Source organism: Stenotrophomonas sp. GL_101, assembly GCF_057835675.1.
Map to the genome: position 1 here is coordinate 2,270,415 of NZ_CM174432.1, position 23,568 is coordinate 2,293,982.

21 protein-coding genes and 1 pseudogene are annotated in these 23,568 nt (G+C 61.5%); 16 read left to right on the forward strand and 6 right to left on the reverse strand.

The window, feature by feature from the left end; genetic code table 11:
* From AC3IR9_RS10130 to AC3IR9_RS10165, 8 genes are all read left to right on the forward strand, one after another.
* Positions 1–903: an RHS repeat-associated core domain-containing protein gene (locus tag AC3IR9_RS10130; RefSeq protein ID WP_489295596.1), complete on the forward strand. Its 903-nt coding sequence runs from the start codon at positions 1–3 to the stop codon at positions 901–903.
* Entirely contained in the window at positions 900–1,235 is a 336-nt protein-coding gene (locus AC3IR9_RS10135) for a hypothetical protein (protein ID WP_489295597.1), read from the forward strand. Before AC3IR9_RS10130 ends, AC3IR9_RS10135 begins: the two co-directional genes overlap by 4 nt.
* A 100-nt stretch (positions 1,236–1,335) precedes the next feature.
* The gene (locus tag AC3IR9_RS10140) at positions 1,336–2,274 is read left to right on the forward strand and encodes a hypothetical protein (RefSeq protein WP_489295598.1); all 939 of its coding nucleotides are present in this window, start codon (positions 1,336–1,338) and stop codon (positions 2,272–2,274) included.
* Between the two features lie 377 nt (positions 2,275–2,651).
* A complete protein-coding gene (locus AC3IR9_RS10145; RefSeq protein WP_489295599.1) occupies positions 2,652–4,880 on the forward strand; it encodes a TonB-dependent siderophore receptor in 2,229 nt (742 codons plus the stop codon).
* Between the two features lie 67 nt (positions 4,881–4,947).
* The gene (locus AC3IR9_RS10150) at positions 4,948–5,229 is read left to right on the forward strand and encodes a hypothetical protein (RefSeq protein WP_489295600.1); all 282 of its coding nucleotides are present in this window, start codon (positions 4,948–4,950) and stop codon (positions 5,227–5,229) included.
* The gene (locus AC3IR9_RS10155; RefSeq protein WP_040007713.1) at positions 5,216–5,515 is read left to right on the forward strand and encodes a hypothetical protein; all 300 of its coding nucleotides are present in this window, start codon (positions 5,216–5,218) and stop codon (positions 5,513–5,515) included. Before AC3IR9_RS10150 ends, AC3IR9_RS10155 begins: the two co-directional genes overlap by 14 nt.
* A gap of 11 nt (positions 5,516–5,526) precedes the next feature.
* On the forward strand, positions 5,527–7,104 hold the full coding sequence (locus AC3IR9_RS10160) for a PepSY-associated TM helix domain-containing protein (protein WP_489295601.1): 1,578 nt from the start codon (positions 5,527–5,529) through the stop codon (positions 7,102–7,104).
* Positions 7,105–7,553: 449 nt separating this feature from the next.
* Positions 7,554–8,668, forward strand: a protein-coding gene (locus AC3IR9_RS10165) for an IS3 family transposase (RefSeq protein ID WP_489292866.1) whose coding sequence is annotated in 2 segments (ribosomal slippage) — positions 7,554–7,806 and positions 7,806–8,668 — 1,116 coding nt in all. Because the reading frame shifts where the segments join, the coding sequence is not laid out codon by codon here.
* A 111-nt stretch (positions 8,669–8,779) separates the two neighbouring features.
* On the opposite strand, the gene AC3IR9_RS10170 is transcribed toward AC3IR9_RS10165, so the two are convergent.
* Positions 8,780–9,031: a hypothetical protein gene (locus AC3IR9_RS10170; RefSeq protein ID WP_489295602.1), complete on the reverse strand. Its 252-nt coding sequence runs from the start codon at positions 9,029–9,031 to the stop codon at positions 8,780–8,782.
* Between the two features lie 513 nt (positions 9,032–9,544).
* Between AC3IR9_RS10170 and AC3IR9_RS10175 the strand changes: the two genes are divergently transcribed.
* Positions 9,545–9,994, forward strand: coding sequence for a BLUF domain-containing protein (locus tag AC3IR9_RS10175; protein ID WP_489295603.1), 450 nt, complete (start codon positions 9,545–9,547; stop codon positions 9,992–9,994).
* On the opposite strand, the gene AC3IR9_RS10180 is transcribed toward AC3IR9_RS10175, so the two are convergent.
* Both AC3IR9_RS10180 and gcvA read right to left on the reverse strand, forming a co-directional pair.
* Positions 9,991–11,096 (reverse strand): IS3 family transposase gene (locus tag AC3IR9_RS10180; RefSeq protein WP_489291038.1). Its coding sequence is split into 2 segments (ribosomal slippage): positions 9,991–10,838 and positions 10,838–11,096, totalling 1,107 coding nucleotides; the frame shifts between segments, so codons are not numbered across the junction. The genes AC3IR9_RS10175 and AC3IR9_RS10180 overlap by 4 nt on opposite strands.
* A 630-nt stretch (positions 11,097–11,726) precedes the next feature.
* Positions 11,727–12,626, reverse strand: coding sequence for a transcriptional regulator GcvA (gcvA, locus tag AC3IR9_RS10185; protein WP_489295604.1), 900 nt, complete (start codon positions 12,624–12,626; stop codon positions 11,727–11,729).
* Positions 12,627–12,725: 99 nt separating this feature from the next.
* On the opposite strand from gcvA, the gene AC3IR9_RS10190 reads away from it, so the two are divergent.
* The 4 genes from AC3IR9_RS10190 to AC3IR9_RS10205 are packed head-to-tail and all read left to right on the forward strand — an operon-like array spanning position 12,726 to position 15,628.
* The gene (locus AC3IR9_RS10190; RefSeq protein WP_489295605.1) at positions 12,726–13,580 is read left to right on the forward strand and encodes an MBL fold metallo-hydrolase; all 855 of its coding nucleotides are present in this window, start codon (positions 12,726–12,728) and stop codon (positions 13,578–13,580) included.
* A complete protein-coding gene (locus AC3IR9_RS10195; protein WP_489295606.1) occupies positions 13,577–14,443 on the forward strand; it encodes an MBL fold metallo-hydrolase in 867 nt (288 codons plus the stop codon). Before AC3IR9_RS10190 ends, AC3IR9_RS10195 begins: the two co-directional genes overlap by 4 nt.
* Before the next feature lie 43 nt (positions 14,444–14,486).
* Complete coding sequence (locus tag AC3IR9_RS10200) at positions 14,487–15,173, forward strand: hypothetical protein (RefSeq protein ID WP_489295607.1); 687 nt, start codon at positions 14,487–14,489, stop codon at positions 15,171–15,173.
* 41 nt (positions 15,174–15,214) lie between these two features.
* The gene (locus AC3IR9_RS10205; RefSeq protein WP_489295608.1) at positions 15,215–15,628 is read left to right on the forward strand and encodes a nuclear transport factor 2 family protein; all 414 of its coding nucleotides are present in this window, start codon (positions 15,215–15,217) and stop codon (positions 15,626–15,628) included.
* A gap of 242 nt (positions 15,629–15,870) precedes the next feature.
* Here the strand turns inward: AC3IR9_RS10205 and AC3IR9_RS10210 are convergent.
* The 3 genes and pseudogenes from AC3IR9_RS10210 to AC3IR9_RS10220 form a co-directional block, all read right to left on the reverse strand.
* Positions 15,871–18,399: pseudogene (locus AC3IR9_RS10210) on the reverse strand (TonB-dependent receptor).
* Positions 18,400–18,483: 84 nt separating this feature from the next.
* A complete protein-coding gene (locus AC3IR9_RS10215) occupies positions 18,484–19,446 on the reverse strand; it encodes a FecR domain-containing protein (RefSeq protein ID WP_489295609.1) in 963 nt (320 codons plus the stop codon).
* On the reverse strand, positions 19,443–20,024 hold the full coding sequence (locus tag AC3IR9_RS10220; protein WP_489295610.1) for a sigma-70 family RNA polymerase sigma factor: 582 nt from the start codon (positions 20,022–20,024) through the stop codon (positions 19,443–19,445). The genes AC3IR9_RS10215 and AC3IR9_RS10220 overlap by 4 nt, the downstream gene beginning before the upstream one ends.
* 197 nt (positions 20,025–20,221) lie before the next feature.
* On the opposite strand from AC3IR9_RS10220, the gene AC3IR9_RS10225 reads away from it, so the two are divergent.
* From AC3IR9_RS10225 to AC3IR9_RS10235, 3 genes are all read left to right on the forward strand, one after another.
* Entirely contained in the window at positions 20,222–21,019 is a 798-nt protein-coding gene (locus AC3IR9_RS10225) for a DUF4198 domain-containing protein (RefSeq protein ID WP_489295611.1), read from the forward strand.
* Positions 21,020–21,049: 30 nt separating this feature from the next.
* Complete coding sequence (locus tag AC3IR9_RS10230) at positions 21,050–21,955, forward strand: EF-hand domain-containing protein (protein ID WP_489295612.1); 906 nt, start codon at positions 21,050–21,052, stop codon at positions 21,953–21,955.
* 112 nt (positions 21,956–22,067) lie between these two features.
* Positions 22,068–23,519 (forward strand): DUF2271 domain-containing protein, encoded by a 1,452-nt coding sequence (locus AC3IR9_RS10235; protein WP_489295613.1) that lies wholly within the window; start codon positions 22,068–22,070, stop codon positions 23,517–23,519.
* Positions 23,520–23,568 lie beyond the last annotated feature (49 nt).

Genomic DNA, 23,568 nt, shown 5'->3' on the forward strand with positions numbered 1-23,568 from the left:
ATGCGCCCGAGATCAAAGAGCTTCCTTGCGTCATTGCTGGCGCTAGTTGTCTTGGCAAATCTGTGTATTTCTGCGCCGGTGTTCGCAAAGACAGTAACGTACCTCCATGTTGATTCGGTTGGTTCGGTGGTTGCAGAATCGGACGCGCATGCCAGGGTAATCAAGCGGTACGTGTACGAACCGTATGGGGCAATGGTTGATGGCCAGGCCACAAATTCGCCTGGGTACACTGGGCATGTAGGTGACTTAGCCACCGGCCTGAATTACATGCAGCAGCGTTACATGGACGCGCAGTTGGGAGTTTTTATATCGGTGGATCCGGTGACGCCGTACAGCCAGCCGGTCGGGGCGTTCAACCGCTACCGGTATGCAAACAGCAATCCGTATAGATTTGCTGATCCAGACGGAAGGGCTACAAGAGATCTGGAGTACCTGTACAAGGTATCGGGCGCTCAGCCGCCACCTTCAGATGCGACTTTCCCTGAATTCATTGAGGATGTTGCGCACTTCATAAATCCCCTCATGCCCGCTGCAGAATGCCAGCGCGACGGGTGCGGCGTGGGTGGCTGGACGATTGCCGCATTGGGAGTCATCCCTGAAGGCAAAGTTGCGAGCCTGGCGCGCTTCCTGAAAACGTCGGAATTTGGTGGTTCGATTGCTGGCAGCCTCGCAAAGACTTCTCGCCTGTATCAGGGTCAATCCATCTATCGCGTTACGAATAGAGTGGATAATTCCCTGTTGAGCAAGGGTGACTATCTTTACCTCGATGCCGCACACAGGAATCATCTAGAGGTTTTTGATCGCAACGGCAAGGCAAAGGGCGTCCTGAATCTAGATGGCTCACTCAATCAATCAAAAACGGAAACCGCCCTTCAGGAAGGGCGAAGGATAAATATAAAATGATGAGCTTGAATGTATCGCGCGCTTACCAGATTGTCTTACAGTTTGCCGAGAAGTGCCCAAGGTATACAGAGCAGGAGGTGGGCGATCTGGAGAATGAGGCCAAGGAAGCAAACTCGGACTTGGAGACCGACATCCGTGGATTTGTCGATGCCTTGGCAAGGACTGAGAAAGCCTTGGAGAGCAAGGACGATGATTCAGTAGTGGCAGCGATCATAGATCTAAGAATCGCGCTAATGAGGCTTGGTAACTGCCTAGGAAACCTGACGGATGCGATTTCCGGGTTGTTTGAAAAACAAGCAATCAGGAGGCATGACTTGGGGGCGGAAGAGTGAAGGGTGGTGTGCTTCTGAAGAGAAGTGACGTGGTAGCGCTATGCTATGCATGCAACTGATTCGAAATTTTTGGATGTCCACTCTTGGCCGAAAGCGGATCGTGCTGATCAAGACCAACCTATCCACCGACTCGCAGCCACAGGCGCAGTTCATGCGCGCATCTGCCTTCGGTGAGATCGACGCACCGGTCTACTACGCCGACTTTGCCACATCCCTTGCGGACTTCCTGCTGTTGTTGTGGGAAGGCAGCGTAGCGGGTGGAACGGACTATTACGTCGGGTTTGGCAAGGATCTGCCGGGCAGCGCATTCGATGGGCAGGGTTTGGCAACGCTGAACCTGCTGGTCATCGCAGGCGACCAACAGGCGCTTGCACCCGGCGGTCGTACGTTGCGCTCCTTCAACAACTGCCTGCTTGTGGCCCCGGGCCTGGATGCGTCGATCCACAGCCTGTACGCCGAAGCCAGTGACGAACCGGACCTGGCCGAGGTACCGCTGACGCCGCCGGGCACGGCCGGATTTACGCTGACCATCATCACGCCCACCGGCGACAGCTCCAAAGCGGCCCTGCAGGATCGCTACAACACCCTGGTGTACTGGTGTACTGGTGTGCTGGTGTACTGGTGTACTGGTGTGCCGACAGCAGTTCGCCGTACGCGATCGCACCGGCGTGGACGCCCGCGCTTCCCAAGCCCACGTAAGAGTGTTATCCAGATCCAAGCGAGTCCTCTCCAAGACCGAGGAGGTCATGCCCTGCGCGCCCGTGATTGCAAGGTACTCATCAAGAGCAGGTGGCTTGGCGGTTGGGCTGAAGGTCGAGGTCGTGAGCCAGGCCCGATGGGCCATCGAATAGTCAAGTCGATCTCGTGTGAAGACGCGTACCGAGCCAACTGCCTGCTCGCCGCTCGGACCCTTACGGAGGTTGATCGCCACCGAGGGGCGCACCGCGCCGAAGAGCAGGAATGGGCGCGCGAACGCGCAATGTGGGTTAACGAACGGGAGAGAGAGCGAGAAGCAGGCCCTGGTTGCGACCGGACGTGAGGGGGATGCCGGCGCCGCGCCGACAGCGCCTGCGCCCGCGCCGCCGGTTGGAGGCGCAACTGATGCGGGGATGGCCGCTGCGGTTCAAACCAGTGAGTCGCTGAGACTCGTGCTGCTGTCTGCTGTCTGCTGTCTGCTGTCTGCTGTAGTTGTGGTGTTTTCAGCGCCCGCAGGCTAGGGAGGTTATGACTCAGTCCTGTGGAGGGAAGCACCCTCATGGGGTCTACGTGGCGGTGGTGTAACCGGGCAGGACAGGGCGCGCAAGGGAGGGCCGCAGAGGATGCTAGTGCGAACGATTTGCATTTGGTATTATTTAACGCGAAATTAACGTCGCCGCAGCTGCCGCCTAGGGCGCACTTCCTACCGTAGGCCTCCAAATGAATAAGATCGCCACCATTTCCCGCGCCCCGATGCGCTCGCTGTTGTCCGTATCCATTGCCTTGATGCTGGCCTTGCCTTTGGTTGGACACGCTGAAGATTCATCCCCAATGACACCCGATGGCAGCGCCACCACACTGGATGCAGTGCGGGTCAACGCCTATCGCACAACCACCCATACCTCCGGCGCTACCAAGACCGACACTCCGGTTGCGGAAATGGCCAAGTCGGTCTCGGTCATTGCCCGCGAGGAGCTCGATGCCCGCGGTGTGCAGAACCTCAACGAGGCGATGCGTTACGTGGCTGGTGTTGTCCTGGAGAGCGGCGGCATCGACAACCGCGTCGATGACTTCCGCATCCGCGGCTTCGATGCCGGCAGCTGGAGCAACAATGTCACCATCGATGGTATGCGCGCTCCGCAGGGTGGCCAGTGGAACCGGACCATGGTCGACAGTTGGAATTTGGACCGGGTCGAGGTGCTGAAGGGGCCGTCGGCCGTCATGTATGGCCAGGTGGCTCCGGGCGGCATGGTCAACCAGGTCAGCAAGACCCCGACACCTGATCAGCAGCAGGTGCTGCAGTTGGGTCTGGATGGGAACGGCCAGTACAACAGCGCATTCGACCTGGGTCTGGCATCGGATGACAAGCGCCACCTTGGGCGTCTGGTGGGCCTGTATCGCGACGGTGACACGCAGATCAAGCACACCCAGCAGGAGCACTGGTTCCTGGCCCCCAGCTATACCTTCCAGATGGCCGAGCGCACGCGACTGACGGTGTTGGGTCTCTATCAGCGCGATGACGGCGGCTCGACCTACCAGTTCCTGCCAATGGACGGCACGCTCAAGGCCACCCCCTATGGGCGCATGAAGAACACGACCTTCATTGGCGAGCCGAACTGGAACACCTACGACCGCACCATCTGGACAGCCGGCTGGCTGTTCGAACATGCCTTCAACGAGAACTGGACCCTGAGTCAGGGTGCCCGCCGTACCAACGTGGAATCGACCTTCCGCACCGTGGTGACCAATGGTGGCCTGAACCCAGATGGCCGCACGCAGAAGCGACGCGCCACTTGGGGTGAGGGTGACTCCCAGGGCGACACCATCGACACCCGCGTTACCGGCAAGTTCCAGACCGGCTCGGCTGAACACACGCTGCTGGTAGGCGTGGACTGGCAGAAGGCCGATTGGGATGCGGCACGCGGTGCGATGCGTGATCCGGCGCCGATCGACATCTTCAATCCGGTCTACACCGGCTATGTTCCGGTGACCAACAGCATCAGCTACTCGGGAGGCGTCAACCGCCAGACGGGTGCCTACCTGCAGGATCAGATCGCGCTGGACAAGTGGCGATTCACCGTGGGTGGCCGTTACGACTGGACCAAGGACGACACTTGGACGCAGTCGTACACCGTGGCTACGGATCGCTACGGCGCACGTGCGCCGAGCCGCATCAAGAACGAAGCCTTCAGCGGCAACGCTGGCATCCTGTTCGTAGCTGACAATGGCCTGACGCCATATCTGAGCTATGCGGAGTCGTTCCAGCCCGCAGGCAGCACGGCTACCCAATCGTTCGACCGGACCCCATTCGACCCGATCACCGGCAAGCAATGGGAAGTCGGCGTGAAGTATCAGCCGACTGCATTCGATGGCCTGATCACGCTTTCGGCCTACGATCTGCGCCAGCAGAACATCCTCACCAACGACCCTGATCCCAGCCACAACACCTGCGGCACGACTGGGTCCAGCCAGTGCCAGGTCCAGGATGGCGAAGGTCGCGTGCGTGGCGTTGAACTGGAAGGCCGTGTGACCCCCCTCGATGGCTTCAGCGTGATCGGCGCCGCATCGTGGATGGACTCGGAAGTCACCAAGAGCACCAACGGCTATCAGGGCAAGCAGCTGGCGATGGTTCCGGACTGGACCGCTGCGCTGTGGGGTGACTACACCTTCCAGGGTGGTGCGCTGGCGGGCTTGAGCCTTGCCGCAGGCGTCCGCTACAACGGCGAAAGCTATGGTGACAGCGCCAATGTCTACCTGATTCCGTCCTACACGATGTGGGATGCGGCTATCCGTTATGACGTAGGTGCGATTGGGAGTGTGGGCACGCAGTTCGCACTGAACGTCAGCAACCTGACCGACAAGCGATTCGTGACCACGTGCAGCGGTGTCTCCTCGTGCTTCTTCGGCACGGGACGCACCGTCACGGCTACTGCTCGGTTCACCTGGTAACCCTTCTGCCCCGTGAGGCCAGCCAGTCACGGGGCTTTCCTATGAGACTTCCAGAATGGCGGTAGTGATGGCAGTGCTGGCTTCAGCCGCGGGTGTGGTTGGGGCATGGCTGTTCTATCTGGCGTCGCCGAAACAGCAGTGGCGGCACGCCGGACCCTGGCCTGTCCGCGGAAAATGGATTCCCGGCAGCACCTTGTCGCTGATCTCCTTGGCCTTGTTCCTGTCTTTGATGGGAAGCGGTGCGGCCTTCTTCACCTGGTTGACGATTCTGATGCTGGTCTGGTCGGCCGCGCCCTTCCTGGGCGTCTGGCGCGCTCGACAGCGTGGAGGTGCCCATGGCCGGCCCTGACAAGCTGCAGAGCCGGCACTGGTTCGGGAAGACGTGTGCCGGCGTACTGCTGGGCTTCGGGCTCTCCCTGGCCTTGTCGGGCCTGTTCGCGTGGTTCGGGCCCGGCGGTATTGATGGCGGGGGCGGCAAGGCCCAGTTCAACATGTGGCTGGTCGCGCTGCTGTGGGCCCCGATCCTGTCATTTGTTTTCCTTTTTCGTAGTAGCGCAAGCGCATGGCTATGGCTCGGTGCTGCCAACGTGGTCGCCTTTGGCGCGCTCTGGCTTGCGCGCAGCCATCTGGGCTGACTGGACCTCACATGAAGATCCGCAATGACATCATCAAGGTCTACAAGGATGTGCACATCTGGGTCGGCATTTTTGCTGGCCTGATGCTGTTCGTCGCCTTCTATGCCGGCTCGATCACCATGTTCGAGAAGCCGCTGGAGCGATGGGCCACACCGCCGTCAAAACTGTCTGCACCCGTGCCGATGGCGCGTGCGCCGGAGCTGTTGGCGGCCGTGCTGAAGGAGCATCCCGAGGCGGCGAAGAACTACAGCGTGATGGTGCAGACGTCGCCCGAAGCGCCAGCTCGCGTGATCTGGCGAGTACGTGGCGACAAGCCACGGCAGTTCACGGAGTTTGGCGCAAGCTTCGACCCGAGCGGCCATCTTCTGGTGGAGCAGTTGCGCAAGGCACCGGTGCCGCAGCTTGTTGATACCCTGCACCAGTTTGTCGGGCTGCCGTTCCCAGATGCGATTTCGCGCCCCATCATGGGCATCATTGCGCTGATGTATGCCGTCGCATTGATCTCCGGCGTCATCGTGCTGCTGCCAACGCTGGTGAAAGACTTCTTCGCGGTAAGGGTAGGCAAGAACATCAAGCGCATGTGGCTGGATGTGCACAACGCGCTGGGCATTGTCAGCCTGCCGTTCCACCTGATCATGGTCGTGACCTGCGTGGTATTCGCTTTCCACGATCAGATCTACGACATCCAGGACAAGGTGGTTTATCCCAACGGCATCCAATGGGGCGAAGAGCACGATGCCGGGCCCGCTCCGGGCGCCCAGCCTCTGCCTGCTCCGGCACTGCTGGAAAAGGTAGAGGCACAGCTGCCAGGTTTTGTGATCTACAGCCTGGGCTTCCAGCAGAAGGGTAGTGTGGTCGAGGGGCGTGTCACCGGCCTGGATATCCGTTACGGGACCCGTGCCCGCACCTACATGAGCACCCATCTCGATCCCTACACTGGCGTGGTGGACACACATGATCTGCCAGGGCACATGGGCGGCTGGGATACTGCTGTCAATGCCTTCTTCATGCTTCACTTCGGCAGCTTCGGCGGCAACCCCGTGCGCTGGATGTACCTGCTCCTTGGGCTTGGCGGTGCGATCGTGTTCTACACCGGCAACCTGCTGTGGATCGAGTCACGACGCAAGAAACAGCGCGATGCCAACCTACCGGAGCAGAAGCGATCAACCCGGGTGCTGGGATCGCTGACCATCGGTGTGTCCCTGGGCTGTGTCATCGGCATCTCGGCAACACTGGCAGCTACCAAGTGGCTTCCTGGGCTGGTTGCCAATGTCCCGGCATGGCACGACGGTATCTACTATGCGGTCTTCCTGCTGGCCGTCGGCTGGGCATTCCTGCGCGGGGCTGCGCGCTCGTCATATGAGTTGCTTTACGTTGGCGCGATGGTGACGGCACTGATTCCGGTTGGCAGCCTTGCAGCATTGGCTGGCGTGCCCGGCACCTGGAACCATTCAAGTGCTGGGGTCGCTGTGGACGCGACCGCAATTGTCGCTGCTGTCATTCTCTGGCAGCTGGCGAGGTACTCCAAGAAGCGCGCAAAGTTGGGTCACAAAGACAGCGTTTGGGCCATCAAAGGGAGTTCTCCCTAGGGCAGGGCGCGATCAAGTGGCCGAGGATTAGATCGGCCTTCGGAACTATCTCCGAGGAGGGCAGGGCCGTTCTGCGGCCGCGTCAATCTGCTCAGTAACAAACTTGAAGCCTTGGCGTAGACCATCGAGGTAGTCGCTGGCCGCTTCTCCACGCTCGTCGGCATGGCTCTCCACGACCATCGGAATCAATTGCGCCCACGCGGCGCGCAAGGCCGAGGGATTAGAAGCATTGGCGACAACCGCTCGCATGGCGCATTCCAATGCCCTGGTTCGGCCATCGGACTTGGCAATACGGCGCTCGCACTCCCTAACACGCAGCTCCAGCACCAGCGCACTCCCTAACACGCAGCTCCAGCACCAGGAACGCGCCTTCCCCTCGTAAGCTCCCCCGGCAGCCAGACACCCGATAAGTAGAGCTTTCTGGCATCTTTAACCAGCCAGGAGGTTGCATGCGCACATCAAGATTCACCGAGACGCAGATCATCACGATCCTCAAGCAGGGCGATGCCGGGCTTGCGGTGAAGGATCTATGTCGCCAGGCCGGCATCAGCACGGCGACGTATTACCAGTGGAAGAGCAAGTACGGCGGGCTTGAGGCGTCCGAGCTTCGTCGAGTCAAGGACCTCGAAGCTGAGAACGCCAAGCTCAAACGCATGTATGCGGAAATGGCGCTGGACAACGCGGCGCTGAAGGACCTGATCGCAAAAAAACTGTAGGGCCGGGTCAGAAGCGTGAGGCAGTGCGTTTCCTCACCGAGGTGCACGCGCGCCCCCTGAGCCGGTCCTGCGGTTATGTGGGTTTGTCTCGTGCGGCCTGGTATGCGCCGCCACTGGACTGGACCGTGCGCGATGCGGAGTTGATCTCGGCATTGGCCAAGCTGGTCGAGGAGCGGCCCAGTCGAGGTTTCTGGAAGTGCAGCGATCAACTACGCAAGAAGCGACGGGACTGGAATCCGAAGCGGATCTATCGGGTATACAAGGCGATGAAGCTCAACCTGAGAAGAGCGGCCAAGCGCCGTCTGCCAAAGCGCGAGCGGGTGCCGCTGTATGTTCCCAGGCAGCCAGATACCGTCTGGTCCATGGACTTCATGAGTGACGCGTTGGCCTGTGGCAAACGATTCCGAACGTTCAATGTGGTCGACGACTTCAACCGCGAGGTGCTGCATATCGAGGTGGATACATCACTCAACTCTGGTCGCTTGGTGCGCGTGTTCGAGCAGCTCAAACGTGATCACGGATTACCGCAGGTTCTACGGTCGGACAATGGCCCTGAGTTCCTGGGCGAAGCATTTACCCAGTGGGCCAAACTCGGCGGCGTGGCGCTGCGATACATCCAACCTGGAAAGCCCAACCAGAACGCCTTCATCGAACGCTTCAACCGCACGTTCCGTGAGGAAGTGCTGGACCAGCACCTCTTCGCACGCCTTGAGGACGTACGTGAGGCAGCGCATTGGTGGATGATCGATTACAACGAGATTCGTCCACATGACTCGCTCAGCGGCATGAGCCCCGTCGAGTACCGTACCGCTCACACCAGAAGCTCTACTTTAGAAATGTCTGCTTGACGGGGGAGCTTACGCCCTCGCTTGAACATGGCTCCACTCCCCGTGGCGGGGCCGACAGGCCCCTATCGCGATTGTCGCGCCAAGCCATGGGCAATGTGAGCCACTTCTCGTTCAGTTTCGGGGATGACGGATATCTGATGGACAGCCAATCAGGCGGGCGTTGCTAATTGCTTGGCGCTTACCGCAGGCGCGGCAGGACAACACGGTTCCTCCTCTGACATGCTCCATCTCTTGCTCGTTCCACACGCCGGCTGCCCCGCAGGCAGTGCAGGTCGCTTCAATCTGCAGGGCATGGGCCAAGCCGCCCTCTGCGCCAAGCCTATAGGTGAGATCGGTGATCTTGAATATGCCGGTGTGACTCATCGGAGCATCGAAGTGGGTCTATTGCGGAAAGATACGGCTAAGGAGATATCGGGAACGTGGGCGCGATGTTGAGGCGCGGTAGCACCGCCGCCTACTCACTGCCCTGTGAGCTGAATTCCTCAAGCCTGGCACGACTGACCGACTGGTGGTTCCCGCAGCCAGGGCAGTCGAGAGCTGCAGCACCATTGAGGTCAACCAGTCCATGCCCGGGTGTGGCTCTGAACTGCCGTGAGCATTTCAAGCAGGAGCAATCAATGCGGGTTACCTGAAGCAAGGTGCCATCTGCACGGGTCACTCCTTCGACGCTTGTTACATAGAACTGTCCGATGTCGCGCATGAAGATGAACGAAGTCCTGAACGTGGGGCGCCCATAACGCGGCTTGCTCGGGCGTTAGATCCGTTGATGGGAGCAGCAGATTCTGAAGAGTTAAGAATGCACATCCCGGCCCCTACTTGTGCCGAGTGGTAGAGTGTGAATAGGTGCCGATGGGGCCCTCTTTCAAGGCAAAGACCATGCCCATTCGGGCCGTTGTATACGCAAGCGAAGCAGCTGAAGGTCTTTCGATTGATCAGCTGGAAGCGCTCGTAGCCGATGCTGCCAGGTTCAACAAAGTTGCAGGCGTGACGGGAGTTCTGCTGTACGACGGAGCTGGATTCGTGCAGTACTTTGACGGCCCGGAAGATGGGGTCGCCTGCGTCTATGAGCGCGTGCTGCAATCGACGAGCCACACGGGCGTCGTAGAACTGGCGAGAGGCCGCGTATCTACGAGGCAGTTCCCCTATTGGTCAATGCATCGGCCTCCCGCCGATCAGCTGCTCGTGGGCAGGCTGGCAAGGGCCGATTGGTCGCGCTTCAAGAAGAGTGAGCCTGAGGAAATTGCTGGATCGGTGTGGGGAATTGATGTGCTGGCCGCAGCTGTAGCCCCCCGACGTCCCCCCGGCTTGAGTAGTGGGCGGGTTTAGAGTCCGGTGCTGATGTTATCTTTCTTCGCCGCCAACTGGGCGGCGTACTGGACGGGTGTTAGACCGCCAAGCGCTCTTTTGGGTCTTTCTTCGTTGTAGTCGCGCCGCCAGCTTTCGATACTGGTACGGGCATGAAGCAACGTCGGGAACCAGTGCTCGTTGAGGCATTCGTCGCGCAGCCGTCCGTTGAAGGACTCGACGTACGCATTCTGGTTCGGCTTGCCCGGTTCGATCAGACGCAGGGCAACATCCTTTTCGTGAGCCCAGGCCACCATCGCCTTACCGCAAAACTCCTTGCCGTTGTCTGTCCTGATCACTCGTGGCAAGCCGCGCTGCATGGCCAGTCTGTCCAGTACCCTGGACACGCCTTGCCCGGAAATTGCCCGCTCCACTTCGATGGCCACAGCCTCGTGGGTGGCGTCGTCGACGATGGTCAGGCACTTGATCACCCGGCCTTCCGCGGTGCGGTCGAACACGAAGTCCATCGACCACACCTCATTGGCAGCGGACGGCCGCAGGAGAGGCTGGCGCTCGCCTATCGGCACCTTCTTACGCTTTCTGCGACGCACCTGCAGGCCCGCTTCCTGATACAGGCGCTCCACTCGTTTGTAGTTCACGACAAGCCCTTTCTGCCGCAGTTTCAAATGGATCATGCCCACCCCGTAGCGTCTGTGCCGATGCGCCAGCGCAGCGATCTGCTCGCGCAGCTCAACGTTGCGGTCGGCCCGAGGCTCATAGCGCAGCGCGCTGGCGCTCATCCGCACCACCGTCAGCGCTCGCCGCTCGCTCAACCCCTTCTCGACCATGCTCCGCACCAGCAGCCTGCGCGCCGGGGCGGTCACCACTTTTTTCGCAACGCATCCTTGATGACGTCGTTCTCGAAAACCTGCTCTGCCAGTAGTTTCTTCAGGCGCGTGCTCTCAGCCTCCAGGTCCTTGAGCCGCTTGGCGTCGGGCACACTCATGCCACCGAACTTGCTGCGCCACAGGTAGTACGAAGCCTCGCTGAAGCCGTGCTGACGGCACAGGTCCTTGATGGGCATGCCGGCCTCTGCTTCGCGCAGGAAGCCGATGATCTGTTCTTCGGAAAAGCGTTTCTTCACGTCCAATCTCCTTGTCACTGAGGATTGGACTCCAAACAGCTGCGCTACTCAATCTTGGGGGGACGTTGGAACGGCCGGATGATCGCCACGGCGTATGCCAAAAGTGACATCCAGCGTCCGTGCGTGGTCCAGCCGATTGTTGGACAGCTGGCGTCGCCCGGTGAGCCGCTGCAGACTGTGACGCCTAGCATGGCCCAGACGGATCTGCTGGCTCATGCTCGTCTGCAGGCCAGCTACCTGAATGAGCAGCTGGGCCGGAGAGCGGCAGGGGGCCGGCTGCTAGCTGGGTTCCTGATGAAGGGGCAGGCCGTGCTCAAGGATCTAGGGCAGATTTAGAGTGCAAGGAATGGGGGGGGCCGCTGTTGGGCTCTGCAGGAGACGGGGCTCAGCTCGATCTTTGGAACGGCAATGCTGAAGTGTGATGCACGTAGGAATAGGCAGGCGATCAGCCAAGCGGCTTTTCCGGCAGTTCTTGGGTCAGACTGCGCCAGCAAGCAGTCATATTTACATCCCTTTCACCCCTACATTCTTTCAAAAAAGCAGAGCGCCGCTGACTGGAACGCCAGGGGGACCCCGTCGGCGGGCTGAGCATACATGTTGCTCGCTGCAGGTTTAGTGCATTAAATTGCGTTACGGCTCGTCTTTCAGCCATTGGCAAAACGCATCCACCTCGGGGCGATCCTGAGCCACTTCCCGGCAGATCAGCCAGAATGCGTAACGGTTCTCCAGCTCCAGGTTGAAGGGTTTCACCAGCCTGCCTTGTCGAAGATCATCTTCCACCAGTGGCGCTACGCCGAGCGCGACGCCGTGGCCCGCCACCGCTGCTTCCTGTGCAAGATAGATGCTGGGAAAAACGGGCCCGGCGCTGGCGTTGACGTTGGTAGCGCCCGCAGCCATCAGCCAGTGCGACCATGCGGGCACGCCAGGGCGGCCCGTGGCACTTTCATCGTGCAGCAATGTGTAGTGGCGCAGATCATCTGGCTGCTGCAGCCTGCGCGCAGTGTCAGCCAACAGCGTTGGCGAGCACACCGGAAACACTGGCGCCTTCATCAGTAGTTCTGCGTGTACGCCGGTGTAGCTGCCCGCGCCGTAGCGGATGCCTACATCGAAGCCTCCGCGCAGGAAGTCAGCATGTTCATTGCCGGTGTCGATGCGCACCCGGACGTTGGGGTGCGCATGGTGAAACAGGTGTAGCCTTGCGGCCAGCCATTTCGCGGCAAACGATTCCATGGTTGTCACCCGCAGCTCGTGCGGTGCACGCGTCCTGGCGCGGTCCAGCGCCAGGTCCAACTGCCCAAGCAACTCGCCGACCGTTGTTGCCAACGCCTCACCCTCCGAAGTGAGTGCGACGGCGCGGTGAGTGCGCTGGAACAGGCTTACACCCAGATGGGCCTCGAGATGCTTGACCTGGTGGCTGACCGCAGCCGGGGTGACGAACAACTCGCGCGCCGCCCGATTGAAGCTGAGGTGGCGGGCAGCCGCTTCGAACGTGCGCAGCGCATTCAGTGGAGCAGTGGGGCGGGCTTTCACGAGCGCCTTCCAAGGCAGGGACACTGCCATCGTAGCGCATGAATTTTTCTAATGCGAAGCGCAGAACTACTCGTTTGTCGGGCGCTGCATGGGCTGGCGATGATGCACATCCTCCCACCGGGAAAGTCCACCGTGCGTATTCAGGAGCTAGCCCCAGATGTGCTGATGTTCGTCGGTGACCAGGTTGAATCGGTCGCTACCGCATTCGTAAACGGTGACCAGGTGCTGCTGGTGGATGCGCTGGGCAGCGAGGAGGATGCCACCTGGTTGAGGGAGGTGCTGCAGGGGCAGATGGGAAAAAGGGTCCGGCTGGTTGCCGCCACTCATTTCATGAGCGACCACATCTGCGGCATGACGCTCTTTCCGGAAGCGCTGACCCTGGCGCACCGCCATCACCGGCACGCCTTTCTTTCGCAGAATCGGCCGGTGGCATCGTTCTACCGCGATCCGGATATCGTGTTCGACAACTTCGCCATGCGCTGGGGGAGCCACCAGTTGCGCTTCCTGTACAACCCAGGCAAAACGATGGACCACATGAGTGTGGATGTACCGACCGCCGATCTGGTCTGCGTTGGCGACAACATCGTCGGCAACATCGTCTATCTCTCACGATCGGACCCGGCACTGCAGCGCGCCGCCATCGGACGTATCCAGCAGTTCGGGCGCAGCAGGGTGGTCGGTGGGCATATCGGTGTCTTCGATGCGCCGGTGCTGGGCAATGCACTTCACTACCTGCGGCGAATGCAGGAAATCGTCGTGGACATCCGGCTGCGAGCCACACCAACGGAAACCACGCCACTGATAGCAACCATCAGACTGGAGGATTGCATCGCGTCAGGGGTAACGCCGACGGCATTCGAACGAGAGTGGCATGGACACAATCTCACGGCGATCGTCGCGCAGTCGATCTTCTCTCTGGATGCTGCGCTGGCAGCAAGGGAGCACACCGCATGAAGCACGATCCGGTCAGCGCGCCCGCGCTGGGTAGTCGCAGACGCTTCCTTGCCAGTTGCGCCGGTGTGGCCGCTGCGGCGCTGGTCCCTGCCAGCGCCGCAACCCCACCGGCGGCACGGCGTACCCTGCGTGCTCAGCGATTGGCGTGGGCAGGGGTGCGACTGCAGTTGCCGGAAGGCACGCTGCTGATTGATCCGCTGGTGAATCCCGCAACATGGGGCAAGGCGTTGCCGGACCGGTTGGTGCCGGTGAACGATGTGCTGGGTGAAAGCCATGTACTGATCACCCACACCCACTCGGACCACTTCGATGCAGACGCGGTAGCGGGGGCGCTGACCAAGGGGGGAGCAATCGCGCATCCCGCCGGCCTGCAGCCCACGCCGCTCCCCGCAGCTGCACGGGCGCGGCCGAGTGCGCTGTGGGAGCCTCAACTGCTGGGCGACTTCACGGCAACGCCGGTACCGGCATCGGATGGCTACGGCGATACGCAGGTGTCCTGGGTGGTAACGGCGGGCGGCCGACGCATCTTCCATGGCGGCGACACCCAATGGCACGGCCACTGGTGGCGCATAGGCCGCCAGTTCGGACCGTTCGATGCCGCCTTCCTCCCCATCAATGGCGCCACGTTCGGCTGGCGCGAACCCGTAAGTGGACAGCCGGGCGTACTGACGCCGGAGCAGGCGGTGGCAGCGGCGGCAATCCTCGGCGCACGCACACTGGTGCCCATTCACTATGGCATCAGCGGAATGGACAAGTATGTGGAAGTGGACGACCCGCTTGGGCGCCTTCGCAAGGCTGCCCGTGACCGCGCAGTCGCCGTGCAGGTCGTCGAACCGGGCGCGTGGCTGACGTGGCCGACGTAGTACGGTTCCCGCGCATGAATCATTCCTGGTACTGGGAGAACCCATGAATCGAGCAAACCGCACCGCGATCGCCATCGCGCTTTCCTGCCTTTCCGTGACCTCCCGGGCAGCGGAAACGACCAGCCCCAAACGCCCTTCGGTCGAGCAGCTGCAGAAGCTGATCGTCAGCACCTCGCCGCAGACCCGCGTGGACGCCGCTGACAAAGAGCGCATCACGGCCCGCCGGATCGACATCGTCGACGAGAACGGCGTGATTCGAATGACGCTCTCAGGCCAGACGCCGCCGCCCATCATCGACGGCATCCAGTACAAGCGAGCCTTCAATGTTGCTGGCATGGTGCTGTACGACCACGAGGGGAGTGAGCGTGGTGGCTTCGGAACCGCAGACGTAGAGGGCGGCATGGCCGTACTGGCGCTTGACTACCCGGCCATGGATGCCATTGGCTGGCGCGTGTCGCCTGACGGGAACGTGCGTTTCTCGATCAACCAGGCCCCGCCGCTGATTCGCGAGCCACGGCTGGACAATCGCCTGATTCCCGGCGTGCAGACCCCAACCCGCATCGAGATGGCAGTGGCTGCCGATGGCACCCCCGCGATTGCGCTGAACGATCAACAGGACCGCGCCAGACTGCGCCTGACTGTGACGCCGGAAGGCTACGGTGCAATCGAGTTTCTGGACGCACAGGGTAGGGTGATCCATACGCTGGCGCCCGAAGCCCATCGGGAGTGATGGTAGGTCCTCATTGATACAGCAATCGCTATGGAGCCCGAATGGACACTGAGATACGGCAACTCGAAGAAGCACTGCGTATCGCGATGCTCAGCAGCGACGTGGCAGCGCTGGACGCCTTGATTGCAGACGCCCTGATCTTTGTGGGGCCCTCGGGTGAAGTTATTGGCAAGCAGGACGATCTGGCACTGCATCGTTCCGGCCGCCAGAAATTGAGCATGGTCGACTGGCAATCTGTGGAAATCGCGATGCATGATCAGACGGCTGTTGCACTCACCACTGCGGACCTGGCCGGAACCCTCGACGGGGTGGCCTTCTCCGGCCGCTTCAGATACTGCCGCTTCTGGGGGAAGAGGTTAGGTGCATGGCGGATATTGGGAGGATCTGTCGTCTCCCTGCCGGCGCAGGATAAACCGAGCTGCTGGACAGAAGACGCCCCATGTTTTGGAGAATGACGGCGGGTAAGCTCGCAGGATAGGAGATGCTTATCAGGGGTAGGGTAGTGCGGTTGTCGAGCAAAGAATGCTGACCTCCCACCTGGGCGATCAAACGTGCGGTGTTCTGCGTCCTGCTGATCGCAGAAAGCGTGGGCCGCAGTTGCTGCGGCCCCTTATCCGTTGCTCTGCTCACCCGTCCAAAGCCCTCACACCCCTCGGCTTGGTCTTCCAAGGAATGCGAGTGGGACTGGTGACGTCAGCTACCAGGTATGGGAGTACGTGACTCGCAACGATGCGCCAGGTGCTGGCAGGTGGCTGGTGTTGTTGTTGTTCCTGAGAAGCTGGCTATACAGGGGGTAGTAATAGCGGTTGAAGAGATTCTCTATTCCGCCGGAAACCCGATTGTTTGAGTTGATCGACCATTGAGTCATGACGTCCACGGTCGTGTAGCTTTGGGTGTCGTAGCGCCCGAACCCGGTTCGGCCATCCAGGCGGTAGTCCTTGGATGAGTACGACGTCGCTTGAATGCGGTGAGTCCATGCATCTGTGGGTCGGTACTCCACGTAGGCCGTCAGCTTCAGCGGAGGAATGCGGTACCCCGTCATGTCCTAGTACGCACTGGCCGACTGCGGACGCTCCCGGCCCTTGAGCCAGGCCATTGACGCACCCGCGCTCCATGGCGAGTTGGGGTCAAAGTAGTCCAGGCTGGCTTCGACACCATGGATCTTTTCTTTTGTACGCAGCAGAGACAAGCCATTGTTGAAGCTCTGTACTGCGCCCAGGTCTGACTGCGACTGAAACACAGCGATGCTTGCCGTAGACAGATCAAAGGTACCCCGCCAACCGAGCTCGAAGGTGTCCGTCTTTACGGCTTGCAGGCTGGAGGCCGAGATGCTGAACGCCGGAGTGGCGTTGCGGATGACGACGCCGATATCCGGCAACTCAATGCCCTGCCGGAAGGAGGCATAGATCTCCTGGCCCTTTACAGGGGTGTAGATCAGCCCGGCGTTGTAGGTCGTCGACGAGTAGTCCACTGACCCGCCCTTGACCTGCCGAGGCGCCGCTGCGCGTGATTGCGACAGGGGGACGAAGTCGTCGAATCGAGTCTTTGCCTTGTCGAACCGGATGCCTGCTTCGGCGGAGAAACGCTCATTGAACTTATGCTGGAACTGTCCAAACGCCGCAACGTTGCGGGTGGTGACTGGCGGCATGTAGATGAGTCGACCGGTTTTCCTGAAGACGAGCCCGCCACTTGCGTCGTAGGCCAATGGATCAAAAACATCGATGGGCATGTCGCTGCGCTCGCGATTGAAGTCACTGCCCCAGATCAACAGGGTTCTTCCGCCGTCGCCGAACTGCGTCTTCACTGTCAGCCGCCCTCCCATCACCTCCGAGCGCTGCATCGTCTGGTCAACATGGGCGCCTCGCACTGGCACTGCACGCGCATCGAACGGCGCAAACCGGGTGTAGAAGTCCCGGTAGTAGATCTGCGCTGCAAGGGTGCTCCCGAGGAGGTCGCGATGTTCGTAGTCGATACCGACGAGCTTGTTCTGGACTTGATTCTGCCTGTCCAGCTCGAGCCCCTTGATCGAGCGCGCGGGTGCTGATCCAAGAGCAAGACGGGCGACTGAGGGGTCCGACGCGTAGTCGCTATCCTGCCTTGATTCCAGATAGCTCAGCGAGAGCTGCAACCTTTGATCCTCATCCAACTGGAAGCCGAGCTTGCCGGTTCCGTTGATCGTATTGGAATCAAAAAGGTCGCCCTGGCTCGGCTCGGGCGCAATTCGGTGCCCGCGAGCGTCGAAGGATGCTCCAGTGTGCCGCGCGCCAAGACTGAAGGAATAGTCGATCCGGTCATTTCCTCCTGAGAGATAGTGCTGCATCTCGCCACCAAGGCCGGCTGCCGAAAGCGTGGAGAGGGGGCTGTTTGCGGTGATCGTCGACTCCATCCGCAGGCCTCCCGTTGGTCGTCGGGTACGGATGGAGATCACTCCGCCTGGCGCGCCGCTTCCGTAGATTGCGCTGCTGCCGCGCAGGATCTCGATTTCTTCGATATCTGCAGGATTGATGTTTGCAAGATTGCGTGACGAATCGCGTCCGGTGTTCAAGGGAATGCCATCTACGAGAATGAGCATGTTTCGTCCTCGCAGCGTCTGACCGTAGTCGGTCACCGTGTGGCTTGAATCTGCCATGCCGGGTGTTGCTTTACTGATGAGAGTTGCAATGGAATCCGAGCCGAGACGAAGCGTCTCGATCGCCTGTCTATCGAATACCGTCACTGGCTGGGTAGGGGGTATCACCGTACTTTGAGTTCGTGCCGTGACGGTTACTGTGGATAGCTCTGACGCCACCGTCGGATTTGGCCAAGCATTTGCTGCGCGAGCAGCAGGCTTGCTAGATGGATCGGGGCTGCGCCGCTGGAGAACGTAGCTGCCTCGATCAGAACGAACGCCCTCAAAGCCCGTGTTCTTCAACAGGGCGGCGAAGCCCGCTTCGACTGTGAACTGTCCTGAGAGCCCCTCTGCCTGCATCCCTTGGATCTGAGAAGGGTCCAGGCTGAGATTGACGCCGGATACCGCTGCAAAGCGGATCAGGGCCGCACCCAGCGGCGATGCTGCGATACGAACCTCGGTTGCTCCCTGGCGCTGGGTGGGCTCGGTCGCTGTCTGCGCAAAAGCAGCGGACACCATGCCCAGGCTCGCCATGGCCATGGTGGCGATCTGCATGGCGTGGACGAGTGGGCGAACACCAGGGCTGGGGGTGTCGCGCAGGAAGGGCGTTCGTTGCATGAGGGAGCGTGTCCTTCTTCAGGTGGATGAAGTCTTCTCCTTACATGACAGGCGAGGCGGTGAATCAGGACATGCGAGGCGCACCTAGGTGGCGGTAACGTTGATCCAGTAGGAGGTCCTCTCCTGTATCCGAACGGGCAGGCTCTTTGCGAGCAGACGCAGAATCTCATCCGGGTCCTTCAGCTGGAACGCGCCCGAGACAGGCAGACCGGCAATGGAAGGATCGCATCTGATGATGCCGCGGCGATAGCGCGTCAGCTCCGAAAGGAACTGATCGAGCCTCATTCGATCCGCGAATAGAACGCCTATGAGCCAGCCGTCCGCACCGTCGGGCACCGGGGCGAGCTCCCCTGCGCCTTCTGGGGTGATCCGCACCTTCTCGCCCGCCAGCACTGTGAATCTTTCTGCCGTCGTCACAGGCGCAGCCGTTGCGGTGCCTTCCAACACCGTAATATCTGTGTAGCCGTCAGTGCAGCGGACCATGATGCGCGCCTGCTTGCTGACCAGGCTCGCATGCGCAGTGTTGATCTCGCAGGGGAGTGGGGGGCGAGTGCCCGATCTGGATGCGTCCAGCAGGATCTCCCCCTCAATAAGGCGGAGGTTGATTGCCAGGCTGTCTGCATGAACATCGATGGCCGAGGCGGTATTGAGATCGACACGCGTCGCGTCGTTCAGTTGAACCGTCTGCCGTTCACCGGTTCCAGTTCGGAAGTCGGCCCGGAGGGCTTGACCTGTGGACGAACGATAGAACCACCAACCCGCTGAGGGCGCAATGGTCAGAGCGCCCAGCATCTTGAGCACGCCCCGTCGCGAAGTTGCACGCCGCCGATCCAGAACACTCATGCCCACGTCTGCGGGCACGGAACCAAAGCTCCGGTCAATCTCCAGGGCTTTACGCCAGATGTACTCATTGATAGCACTGGTCGAACGCCACCGTTGTAGTGCTTCGGCGTCTGATTCGCTGAAGTCGGGCGACCTGGATCGCGCAAGCCACTGGGCGGCCTCGCCGATCAATGCCTGGTCGAAGCGTTGGGGGCTCGGGTTCATTGATCGGCGGATAGCACCAGTCGAAGACACTGTGCATACGCATCCGACATGTAGCGGGTGACGGTTCGCACACTGACCTTCAGAGACGCTGCGATCTGCCCATAGCTCATGCCATCCAGCTGTGAAAGCAGAAACGCGCGCCGGACTTTCGGAGGAAGGCCATCCAGCATCCTGTCCAGTTCCAGCAGTGTTTCAAGCACCACGGCCCGCTCCTCCGGAGATGGCGCGTAGGATTCGGGCTTTTCACGCAGGGAACTGAGATAGGCCTTCTCAAGCGCCTGCCTCTGGTATCGGTTGATCAACAGACGCTTGGCGACAACGGTCAGATAGGCTCTGGGCTCGCTTATCCGATCCAGGTCGCGTGCACGACAACAAAGTCGAGCGAAGGTGTCCTGCACGAGATCGGCTGCCTCATGGTGGTCAGCCATTCGTTGTCTCAGCCATGCGGTGAGCCAATGCCCATGACTCAGGTACATCGCTTCCAGCGGTCCGTGGTCATGCGAAGTGTCGCTGGCAGTCTTCAATGCAGGCCGCCACAGCGGTTCGCGCCGAGCGATGAGAATTGGAATTGGTTCCATGTCTATAGCGGTAACGGAAGCAGTTGAAGACCAGCTCCGAGACTCTGTTTCGGGGACTTCCGGATACCAGGACTACTTGAAGCGATACATTTCGCCAAATTTCACTAATTGATAACGAATCGCATTTGTCATAGCATTCCGCTCGCCAGCCCGGACCTCGTCTCGCCAGCGCCCCGCTCACCGACACGAAGGCGCCCATGAAGACTGCATCCCTGCTGGCCACTGCCGCCCTGGCACTGGCCTCTTCCCTGCCGGCATCCGCCCACACCCCATATCTGGTGCCCAGCAACTTTGCTCCCCGAGCGGGCCAGACCATCGCCCTGGACGCGTCGTTCGCAGAAGCCTTCTTCGTACCGGAAGCCGCATTCGACGACAGCCAGTTCTCGGTCACCGGCCCGGACGGCGCTGAAGCGCCGCTGGCCTCGCAGGTGATGAAGACCCGCACCGTGGCCGAGTACACACTGCCGGCGGGCACCGGCACCTACCGCATCAGCACCGGCCCGCGTCTGGGCGCGCTGTTCCGTATCTGGGAGCAGAACGGCAAGCGCGAGAGCTCGCGTGACCCGGCAGCAAAGATTCCAGCCGGTGCCAAGGTCATCTCCGATTTCCAGTCGCTCACCCAGGCTGTCAGCTACGTCACTGCGGGTAACCCGGATCGCACTGCGCTGGCCCCACGCAACAAGGGCCTGGAGCTGGTGCCGGTCACGCACCCCAGCGATCTGTACGTGGGGGAGGCCTTCGATTTCATCGTGCAGTACGACGGCAAGCCGTTGGCCGACCAGCTCTTGGAGATCACCGAGGCGGTCTGGAGCTCGGATCGCACGCCGCAGGTGGCAAACCTTAAGAGCGATGCCGCCGGGCACGTGCGTTTCCCGCTTTCCGTCGCCGGCACGTGGCTTGCGCTGACCCGCTACCGTACGGCCGCGCCGGCAGGCGCGCCGGTGGCCGAGTACAGCAACAGCGTCACGCTTTCGTTTCGCGTGCTCAATCCCTGATTTCCCTGTAACACCGCCTTCGAGGTCGACATGAAAATCACCGTGCTTGCCAGTGCGTGCGTTGCCGCGCTGCTGCTTTCTTCTGCTGTTTCCGCCCAGACCACCCAAGGCCCGCGTCCGCTGGTGGGCGGCCACGGCAACAATGTGCTGGCCTTCATCGCCGAGCACGACGACAACGGCGATGGCCGCGTGACGTGGCAGGAGTTCGAAACCTTCCGGCGCACCCGCTTCGACGCCACCGACACCAACAAAAACGGCACCGTGGAAGAAACAGAATACGTGGCCGAGTTCGATGCCCGGGTGGCGGCCGAGATCGAGCGTGAGCGTGCCGCCCAGGTCGAACAGACCAAGGCGCGCTTTGCTGCCCTGGATACCGACAAGAACGGCCAGATCTCCCGTGCCGAGTTCGATGCCGCCGGCGAGAAGACCTGGCAGGGCGGGCAGAAGGCGCTGGCCAGCAAGGCTACGGACGCCAAGGCTGCGCCGCAGCGCGAAGCGAAAACCGCCGCCGGCGCCCAGCGCTTCGACAACCAGCCACGCAGCCGTCTGGGCATGCCGACCAGTCATACCGCCGCCGGCTTCCTGGAGCTGTACGACGAGAACGGTGACGGCAAGGTCGACCGCGCCGAGTACCAGCGGGTGCGCGATGCACAGTTTGCCCGCACCGACAGCAATGGTGATGACCAGCTGAGCCTTGAGGAGTACCTGGCCGAATTCGAGACCCGCGTGGACCGCCGCATCGATGCGATGGACCAGGGCGGCGACCGCCAGGTGCATGTGCGCTTTGGTGTGCTGGATGCCGACAAGGATGGCCACATGACCTTCGCCGAGTACCAGGTGTCGGGCAAGCGACTGTTCGAAACTGCCGACCGCAACAAGGATGGCGTGGTCGATGCGGCCGACGCCAAGGTGCCGCCGCCCGCACCGCGCCGTTGATTGCCCGGGTCCCCCCGAGCGGGTGACCCGTCGTTGTAACCGTTGTCCTTCCCGCTGACCGGGCCGTCTGTATCAGGTGGCCCGGGAGGCCCTGTGCCCGATCGAGCCCTCGATGACGTCCCTTTCCAACCTGCTGCTGGCGACCTGCGTGACGCTGTGCGGACTGCATGCCGGCGGTGCCAGCGCTGCCGAACTGCACCGCGATGATGTGCTCGGCACCTCGCTCGACCTGCGCATCGACGCACCTGCAGCGCAGGCTGCAGCTGCCCAGCATGCGGCACTGGCCGAGATCGAGCGGCTGGATGCCGTGCTCAGCCGTTGGCGCTCGGACAGCGAGCTCAGTCGCTTCAATGCCAGCACCGGGCCCCAGCAACTTTCCGGCGATCTGCGTGCCGTGCTGCGCCTCTGCGAAGAATGGCGCGCACGCACTGAAGGGCTTTTCAGCTGCCGCCTGGGCGCGCTGGCACAGCGCTGGCGGCAGGCACAGGAGCGTGGCGTGCTGCCGACGCGCGAAGAACTGCGTGGACTGGCAACGGCCGCGGCGGCGGCTGAAGTCAACCTGGACGACCGCCAACCAATCACGCGTCCACCAGCGGTGGTCTTTGATGTGGATGCCCTGGCCAAGGGTTACATCATCGATCGCGCCCTGGCAGCGGCCCGCGCCGCAGCGCCTGCGGCCACTGCCATCGGCCTGGATATCGGCGGCGATGCCCGTTACTGGCAGGCCCGCGGGGCAGGGCAGCCGTGGCTTGTCGGCATGGCCGATGCGCGCGCGCCGCGCGACAACGGGCCCGCGTTGGCCACCGTGGCGCTGCGCTCGCAGGCGATCGCCGCCAGCGGCCATGCCACCCGTGGCTACACGGTCGGCCGACGCCAGTACAGCCACATCCTCGATCCCTGGTCAGGCTGGCCCATGCAGTTCGCACCGTCTGCCACCGTGGTGGCCGCCGATACCGCAAGCGCCGATGCGTTGGCCACCGCACTGTCAGTGATGCCGATCCGCTCTGGCCTGGAACTGGCCGACGCGATGCCGGACGTGGCCGCGCTGATCCTCAGCGATACCGGCACCGCCTTTGCCTCGCAGCGCTGGCCCGCATTGCTGGTAGTTCAAACCGGCCAGACGGCAGCGCCCGAACAGCTGGTCATCGATTACCAGGTGCCACAGCTTGACAGCGAGCGTTACCACGCGCCGTACCTCGCCCTGTGGATCGCCCGCGAGGACGGCAGCCCAGTGCGCCAGTTGCTGGTTCTGGGCGAGCGCTCGCGCTATCTGCAGGATCTGCCGCAGTGGTGGCGCCGTTATGGCCGTGACGATCTACCGGCGATCCAGGGCATCGCGCGCCCGACGCGCATGCCGGGCCGCTATTCGGTGGCGTGGGATGGCCGCGACGATCGCGGCCAGGCCCTACCGCCGGGCTCTTATCGCGTGCAGGTCGAGGCGGCTCGCCAAGGCGGCGGTCACGAATTCCTGTCCGTGCCGATCAATACCGGGCAGGGCACGGGCCTGCCGACGCAAGCAGACGGCAGCAGCGAGATCGGCGCCCTGCAGATCTCTAGGCCCTGACCCGAATCCTTTCCTACTCCCAGCAACGCAGACCGCGCCGCACCCCGGC